The organism is Lysinibacillus sp. NPDC097868 (assembly GCF_044761135.1).
Lineage (GTDB): Bacteria > Bacillota > Bacilli > Bacillales_A > Planococcaceae > Lysinibacillus.
Map to the genome: position 1 here is coordinate 415,950 of NZ_JBIWBS010000002.1, position 7,887 is coordinate 423,836.

Annotated in this window: 6 protein-coding genes and 1 rRNA gene; 5 read left to right on the plus strand and 2 right to left on the minus strand. The window is 37.5% G+C overall.

What is annotated here, in order from left to right; translation table 11 throughout:
• Positions 1-241 precede the first annotated feature (241 nt).
• From ACIQXJ_RS16850 to ACIQXJ_RS16860, 3 genes are all read left to right on the plus strand, one after another.
• On the plus strand, positions 242-1,435 hold the full coding sequence (locus ACIQXJ_RS16850) for an ornithine--oxo-acid transaminase (RefSeq protein ID WP_403054936.1): 1,194 nt from the start codon (positions 242-244) through the stop codon (positions 1,433-1,435).
• An 83-nt stretch (positions 1,436-1,518) separates the two neighbouring features.
• On the plus strand, positions 1,519-2,763 hold the full coding sequence (locus tag ACIQXJ_RS16855) for a Glu/Leu/Phe/Val family dehydrogenase (RefSeq protein WP_069509732.1): 1,245 nt from the start codon (positions 1,519-1,521) through the stop codon (positions 2,761-2,763).
• Between the two features lie 561 nt (positions 2,764-3,324).
• On the plus strand, positions 3,325-4,488 hold the full coding sequence (locus ACIQXJ_RS16860) for an iron-containing alcohol dehydrogenase (RefSeq protein WP_403054934.1): 1,164 nt from the start codon (positions 3,325-3,327) through the stop codon (positions 4,486-4,488).
• A 47-nt stretch (positions 4,489-4,535) separates the two neighbouring features.
• Here ACIQXJ_RS16860 and ACIQXJ_RS16865 read toward each other — a convergent pair whose 3' ends face one another.
• Complete coding sequence (locus tag ACIQXJ_RS16865; protein ID WP_401012584.1) at positions 4,536-5,528, minus strand: cation diffusion facilitator family transporter; 993 nt, start codon at positions 5,526-5,528, stop codon at positions 4,536-4,538.
• 15 nt (positions 5,529-5,543) lie between these two features.
• Positions 5,544-6,266 (minus strand): MgtC/SapB family protein, encoded by a 723-nt coding sequence (locus tag ACIQXJ_RS16870; protein ID WP_401012582.1) that lies wholly within the window; start codon positions 6,264-6,266, stop codon positions 5,544-5,546.
• Positions 6,267-6,397: 131 nt separating this feature from the next.
• Here ACIQXJ_RS16870 and ACIQXJ_RS16875 point away from each other — a divergent pair, with 131 nt between their 5' ends.
• Entirely contained in the window at positions 6,398-7,297 is a 900-nt protein-coding gene (locus ACIQXJ_RS16875; RefSeq protein WP_403054932.1) for a DMT family transporter, read from the plus strand.
• 273 nt (positions 7,298-7,570) lie between these two features.
• A 16S ribosomal RNA gene (locus tag ACIQXJ_RS16880) occupies positions 7,571-7,887 on the plus strand; the annotation flags it as partial.

Genomic DNA, 7,887 nt, shown 5'->3' on the forward strand with positions numbered 1-7,887 from the left:
TTTTTACTGATTTGTGTGGCGCAAAACCACATGTTCAAAGATGGGCTGAAAGATGGGCTGTTTAAATAAGAAGAAAAAGCTAGCAAAGCCTCGTAGATTGTAAAACCTACGAGGCGTGCGGCTTAATTAATAGGTGAACAATTTTTTTCTTTTGTTTCTATTAAATAGCTCTTTTATCAGATCTTATAAACCGTCCTATCTTTATAGATTTACATTTTAGTTAGTAGGGAGAGAATGCTATATGTCAAAATCACAACAAGTTATTGAACAAACACAAAATTACGGTGCTGCAAACTATCATCCACTGCCAATCGTTATTGCAGAGGCTGAAGGTGCTTGGGTTAAAGATCCAGAAGGAAACAAATACTTAGATATGTTATCAGCATATTCTGCAGTGAATCAGGGGCATCGCCATCCGAAAATTATCGCTGCATTAAAAGAACAAGCTGATAAAGTAACATTAACTTCTCGTGCATTTTACAGTGAAAATTTAGGTGAATGGTATGAGCTAGTAGGGAAATTAACAAACAAACAAATGGTTTTACCTATGAATACAGGTGCAGAAGCTGTAGAAACTGCATTTAAAGCTGCTCGTCGTTGGGCATATGATGTAAAAGGTGTAGAAGAAGGTAAAGCAGAGCTTATCGCTTGTAACGGGAACTTCCACGGACGTACGATGCTAGCTGTATCTTTATCATCTGACGAAGAATACCGCCGTGGTTTCGGACCGATGTTACCAAATATTAAACTTATTGATTACGGTAATTTAGAAGCATTAAAAGCTGCAATTACTCCAAATACAGCAGCATTTTTAATTGAGCCTATTCAAGGTGAAGCTGGTATTGTTATTCCACCAGAAGGCTTCTTAAAAGCTGCACGTGAATTATGCCGTGAAAATAATGTTTTATTTATTGCGGATGAAATTCAAGCTGGTTTAGCACGTACAGGTAAAATGTTTGCATGTGATTGGGAAGAAGTAGAGCCTGATATGTACATCTTAGGTAAAGCATTAGGTGGCGGTGTATTCCCAATTTCTTGTGTCGCTGCTAATCGTGAAATTTTAGGTGTCTTCAATCCAGGTTCTCACGGTTCAACTTTCGGAGGAAATCCTTTAGCATGTGCTGTTTCTATCGCATCTATTAAAGTACTATTAGATGAAAAATTAGCAGAGCGCTCACAACAACTTGGTGAATATTTCAAAGGTAAATTACGTGAAATTAACAACCCGGTTATTAAAGACGTTCGTGGTCGTGGTTTATTCATCGGTATGGAACTAACAGAAGCTGCACGTCCGTATTGTGAAAAACTAAAAGAATTAGGTTTATTATGTAAAGAAACACATGATACTGTAATTCGTTTTGCTCCACCATTAGTTATTTCTCAAGAAGATTTAGATTGGTCTATTGCTCAAATTGAAAAAGTATTTAAACTTTAACAAAATGTTCACATTTTAATTCAGAAGTGTGTTACAATGATGCCGATATACAATCATTAAAAAAAACAAAGAGGCGATTTAAAATGTCTGAAAACTTAAATCTGTTCACATCAACTCAAGATGTTATTCAAGAAGCTCTTAATAAACTAGGCTATGACGAAGCAATGTATGAACTACTAAAAGAGCCGCTTCGTATGCTGCAAGTCCGCATTCCAGTTAAAATGGATGATGGAACTACAAAAGTATTTACTGGTTACCGTGCACAACATAATGATGCAGTAGGACCAACTAAAGGTGGAGTACGTTTCCATCCAGCTGTTTCCGAAGAGGAAGTTAAAGCGCTTTCAATGTGGATGACATTGAAATGTGGAATTGTAGATCTACCATACGGCGGAGGTAAAGGCGGTGTCATCTGTGACCCACGTCAAATGTCTATGGGCGAAATCGAACGTCTAAGCCGTGGTTATGTTCGCGCTGTTAGTCAAATCGTTGGGCCAACAAAAGATATTCCTGCTCCAGACGTATTTACGAATGCACAAATTATGGCATGGATGATGGATGAATACAGCCGTATGGACGAATTCAACTCTCCAGGTTTCATCACAGGTAAGCCACTTGTCCTTGGTGGTTCTCAAGGTCGTGACCGTGCAACTGCTCAAGGTGTAACAATCGTTATCGAAGAAGCTGCGAAAAAACGTGGTATCGACATTAAAGGTGCTCGCGTTGTAATCCAAGGTTTTGGTAACGCAGGTAGTTTCTTAGCTAAATTCATGAATGATTTAGGTGCTAAAGTAATTGGGATTTCAGATGCATATGGTGCACTTCATGATCCTGAAGGTTTAGATATCGACTACTTATTAGATCGTCGTGATAGCTTCGGAACAGTAACAACATTATTTGAAAATACAATTTCAAATAAAGATCTTTTAGAGCTTGATTGTGATATTTTAGTTCCAGCTGCAATTGAAAACCAAATCACTGCAGACAATGCGCATAATATTAAAGCAAACATTGTTGTTGAAGCAGCAAATGGTCCAACAACAGCAGAAGCGACTAAAATTTTAACAGAGCGAGGCATTTTACTTGTACCAGACGTATTAGCATCTGCTGGTGGTGTTACAGTTTCTTACTTCGAATGGGTACAAAATAACCAAGGTTATTACTGGACAGAAGAAGAAGTAGAAGAACGCCTTTACAAAAAAATGGTTGAAGCATTTGACAATGTATATACAACTGCTACTACACGTAATATCAATATGCGCTTGGCAGCATATATGGTTGGTGTACGCCGTACTGCAGAAGCATCTCGCTTCCGTGGCTGGGTTTAATTAATAATAGATAATTAATAAAAAGACATTCCTAATTAGGGATGTCTTTTTTTGGTCTGCCATTGGTTTACGCTACGGGCTGGACTAACCGTTGCAAGCTGCAATCCTAATTGTTTGAGTGACTGGCACTAAGTAGTCGGCTTCTTAAATGTAAAAATCCTCTACGCTTTCCTTGGCATAGTGTAAGCAACAACCCTCGCTGTCGCGCGGTTTGTTGCTTCTTACAACTTATGCAGTTCCCGCAGAAGTCTAAGTGGATTTTTACTTGGATAGTCATAAAATGCATGATTAGCCTGGTGAATTGTTTGAGTGCCTGGTACCCGTCCCCACTCTCCGCTCCAAACAACTGAATAATAAGCATCAAGGCAAAATACCTGATGCCATTAGTTGACACTCTGTTATTTGGGAAGTTTTATTTTTTTGTTAAATGCTTGCGGACATGCTTTTGGGAATAAATTTTTTTAAGGTTAAAATTTCTTCTATGTTTTGCATTTTTAGGTTTATATCTTTGCTTTCTTCATTGTAATTATGAGAAAATCCAACTAGAAAGGGGCGAATTTAATGGATTCATTTACATTTTATAACCCAGTGAAATTACACTTTGGTGAAGATGCACTGGAAAAATTACCAAAAGAGTTAGAGCAATATGGTAGCAAGGTGCTAGTAGTTTATGGTGGGGGAAGTATAAAGAGTAACGGCGTGTACAACGCTGTTATTGAAAAACTACAACAAGCGGATAAAACGGTATTTGAATTGAGTGGCGTAGAGCCTAATCCACGTGTAGAAACAGCGCGAATTGGCATTGATATTTGTAAAAAAGAAGGTATTGATCTTGTTCTTGCTGTTGGTGGTGGCTCGGTCATTGACTGTTCTAAATTAATTGTAGCCGGTGCTAAATATGATGGCGACGCATGGGATATAGTTAAACGAAAAGTATTAATTCAAGATGCCTTACCACTTGGAACTGTTTTAACATTAGCTGCTACAGGCTCCGAAATGAATTCAGGCTCTGTTATTACTAATGCTGCAACGGAAGAAAAGTTAAGCTGGGGTAGTCCTGCTACGTTCCCTAAATTTTCTATTTTAAATCCAGCTTACACAGTATCAGTACCGAAAAACCATACAGTTTACGGTATGGTTGATATGATGTCTCATGTTTTGGAGCAATATTTCCACAACACGACGAATACGCCAGTTACAGATGAAATGTGTGAGGGTGTTTTACGAACTGTTATGACGACAGCACCTAAATTACTAAAAGATTTAGAGGATATTTCATTGCGTGAAACAATATTGCTAGCAGGGACGATTGGTTTAAACGGTTTCCTATCAATCGGCTCTCGTGGAGATTGGGCATCACATAATATCGAACATGCTGTTTCAGCAATTTACGATATTCCGCATGCTGGTGGTTTAGCAATTTTACAACCTCATTGGATGCGCTTAAATGTGCCAGTAAATCCAGAACGTTTTGCAGGTTTAGCAACTCGTGTTTTCGGTGTTGATACGACAGGAAAAACGGCAGAAGAAATTGCTTATGAAGGAATTGATCGTTTATCTGCTTTTTGGACTTCCTTGGATGCACCAAGCCGTCTAGCTGATTATGATATTGATGATTCGAAATTCAATCAAATCATTGAACATGCAATGCAAAATGGACCTTTTGGTAACTTTAATAAGCTACAGGAAGATGATGTTCGTACAATTTTACAAAACGCGTTATAGGTACATGAAAAAAAGCCAATTGCCTGCGTAGGCAATTGGCTTTTCTTCTATTGTTTGTTATAGGCGGTTGATGGTCGTTCGCCGACGTGTACCCAGTTTGCTTTACCGTCATCTTCATCAAATAAAATGGCTACTTTGGAGACACCCTTTTGACTTAGAATAACTTCTGTTAAATGATCACGGACATCATCTAGAAATGCAAGTGATAAATTAGCATCAGCTTCAGCGACTAATTCAACGTGTAAAAATTCGCCTTCTTTTACAACCTCTAAGCGTACAATATCTTTAATGTTAGGATCATCCATAACGAGATGAGCGATATGATTGAGCATTTCTTCATCTGTTTCACCAATAACGCCACGTGCATTATCTAAGAATACCTTTCCAACTACGTAAAACATCATACAGCCAATAATGATTGATACAAGTCCTTCGATTCTCGTCCAACCTGTAAAATGTGCAATTAAGATAGCGACAAAGGCTAAAACATTACCACCTGTTGCTACTAAATCTTCCATAAAGACTAATTTTGTCGCAGGTTTTGCACGATTCAAAAATCCGAATGCTTTTGGAATAGACATCATACCAGCTTTTTCTTGCCCTGCTTCGTGAAGTACCTCTACTGCTGCTTTTGCCAGAACTGTTCCTTCTAACACAATCCCGACCAATAAAACGCCAAGTGCTATTAACATTCCTTTTGATTCACCTGAAGGATGCATAAAATGATGCCAGCCTTCTTTTATAGTCTCGTAAGAAAGGATAGCTACAATAATAACGGCAAACAAGCATACTAGATTGACAATTCGACCAAAGCCTCCAGGGAATTTTTTTGTAGGAGCTTTTTTGGATAGCGCTGAACCAACATATACAAATAGTTGGTTTGCAGCATCTCCTAGTGAATGCATCATTTCGGCAAACATTGCGACATTACCTGTAAAGAAGAAGGCAATCCCTTTTATAATACCTAAAAATGCATTTACAACTGCAGCCATTAATGAAGGTTTATTACCTTCCTTGAGTAGTTTCAATATTTCTGTCATTAGAGAATCCTCCAGCTAGTTTAAAATTTCCATTTCGATTTTTTCAATATAAGGTAAGGTACGTAATGAACGATAAAACGACAGTAAGTTATCTGAGACAATTAACGATAAACGGAAATCTAATTCGTGTAACACCTGATTATTGCCTAAAGGAATGTCTTTTATACGAATGTTTTCAATCACAATATTGCTGTCTTTTAAAAATAGAAGGAACGATTCTGTATTACCATCGTCATCAATCTGAATTTTTAACGATACTTCTCGCATACGAATTCTCTTTGGTCCAATTTTCATAAGAAATGGAGACAATACTTCGATGCCGAAAACAATAATAATAACAGCCAGTGTAGCATCCATATAAAAGCCTGCACCAACAGCAATCCCGATACCAGCAGCTCCCCAAATCATTGCGGCAGTAGTTAAACCCGAAATGCTATCATTACCACGTCTTAAAATGACTCCTGCTCCAAGAAATCCGATGCCGCTTACTACTTGGGCTGCCAGACGTAGAGGATCCATAGTTATGTTAATATCTGCTCTTGGAGGTGTTGAGTATGCGGTCTCAATCGAGATAATTGTAAGTAAGCAGCTGAATGTAGCAATAACTAAACTGGTCTTTAATCCGACAGGTTTCTTTTTTAATTCCCTTTCAATTCCGATTACTAAACTTAATGTGGCTGCAATCACTAATTTTATGCCAACTTCATATGTAATCATATTCTCCAATAATGTTTCCAAACGCACCCCTCCATTAATATTTCGTATTGCTAAGAGATATGCAAGCTGTCATTATTATATGTACATTACTTTTTTGTATTGTACATCATGGAAGTTATGATGTATAAGCTTTTTTTTGGAGGTCGATTTCAATGAATGAACCAAAGATTCATCCGTATATCCCAATTTTTATTGGCGTTATTTCAGTTTCTTTATCAGCCATCTTTGTAAAATTAGCAAATGCGGAGTCAGGTGTTATTGCTTTTTATCGTATGTTGTTTTCTGTCATAATCATGGCACCGTTATTTTTCATGAAATATACAAAAGAATTAAAGCATCTATCTAACAGAGATTGGCTTTTTTCTTCAATTGCGGGGGTATTTTTAGCATTTCACTTTATTTTGTGGTTTGAATCATTAAATTACACATCTGTTGCAAGTTCAACTGTACTAGTGACACTTCAACCAATTTTTGCATTTGTTGGTACATACTTTTTCTTTAAAGAGGCTATTACTTTAAAAACCATTTTTGCTGGAGTAATTGCTATAGTTGGAAGTGTATTAATAAGCTGGGGAGATTTTAAGCTTAGTGGATCTGCATTCTATGGGGATATGCTTGCATTAATTGCTTGTGCACTTATTACAACTTATCTTTTATTTGGCCAGGATGTACGAAAACGACTTTCACTTGTGACATATACAATGATAGTTTACGTAGTAAGCACGATTACGTTGTTTTTCTATGTACTAATTAAAGGGGAATCATTCGGTCCTTACGCTTCAATGGATTGGATATGGTTTATTTTATTAGCCATTGTTCCAAATTTGTTAGGCCATACTTTATTTAATTGGTCTATTAAATATGTTAGTACGAATGTTGTATCAATTGCTATTCTATTCGAACCAATTGGAGCGGCTGTTTTAGCTCTTATTATTTTTAAAGAGTATTTAATCGCAACACAAATTATCGGTGGATTAGTTGTAATAGTGGGGATTCTATTATTTGTCGTGGACGACAAAAAGATTTTAAAGTTTTTTAAGAAAAAGGCTTGATTTTTATATTGCAATATTATATATTATTACTTGTCCTTAACAAGAAGGACAGCTTGAAAATAACAATTTCAAAAAAGTTGTTGACTTCTTGTTGATAACGAGCTATACTAATAAAGTCGCTAAAAACAAGCGATAACAAAATGAACCTTGAAAACTGAACAAGCAAAACGTAATCAATATAGTTTTTACTAACTAACATATGTTAGTGAACGAAACAAAATTTTGGACATCAAAATTGATGCCAGCAAAACAATTTGAGCTAATCAAATTTCTTTTATGGAGAGTTTGATCCTGGCTCAGGACGAACGCTGGCGGCGTGCCTAATACATGCAAGTCGAGCGGACAGATAAGGAGCTTGCTCCTTTGACGTCAGCGGCGGACGGGTGAGTAACACGTGGGCAACCTACCCTATAGTTTGGGATAACTCCGGGAAACCGGGGCTAATACCGAATAATTTGTTGTCTCTCATGAGACAATTCTAAAAGACGGCATCTCGCTGTCGCTATAGGATGGGCCCGCGGCGCATTAGCTAGTTGGTGAGGTAACGGCTCACCAAGGCGACGATGCGTAGCCGACCTGAGAGGGTGATC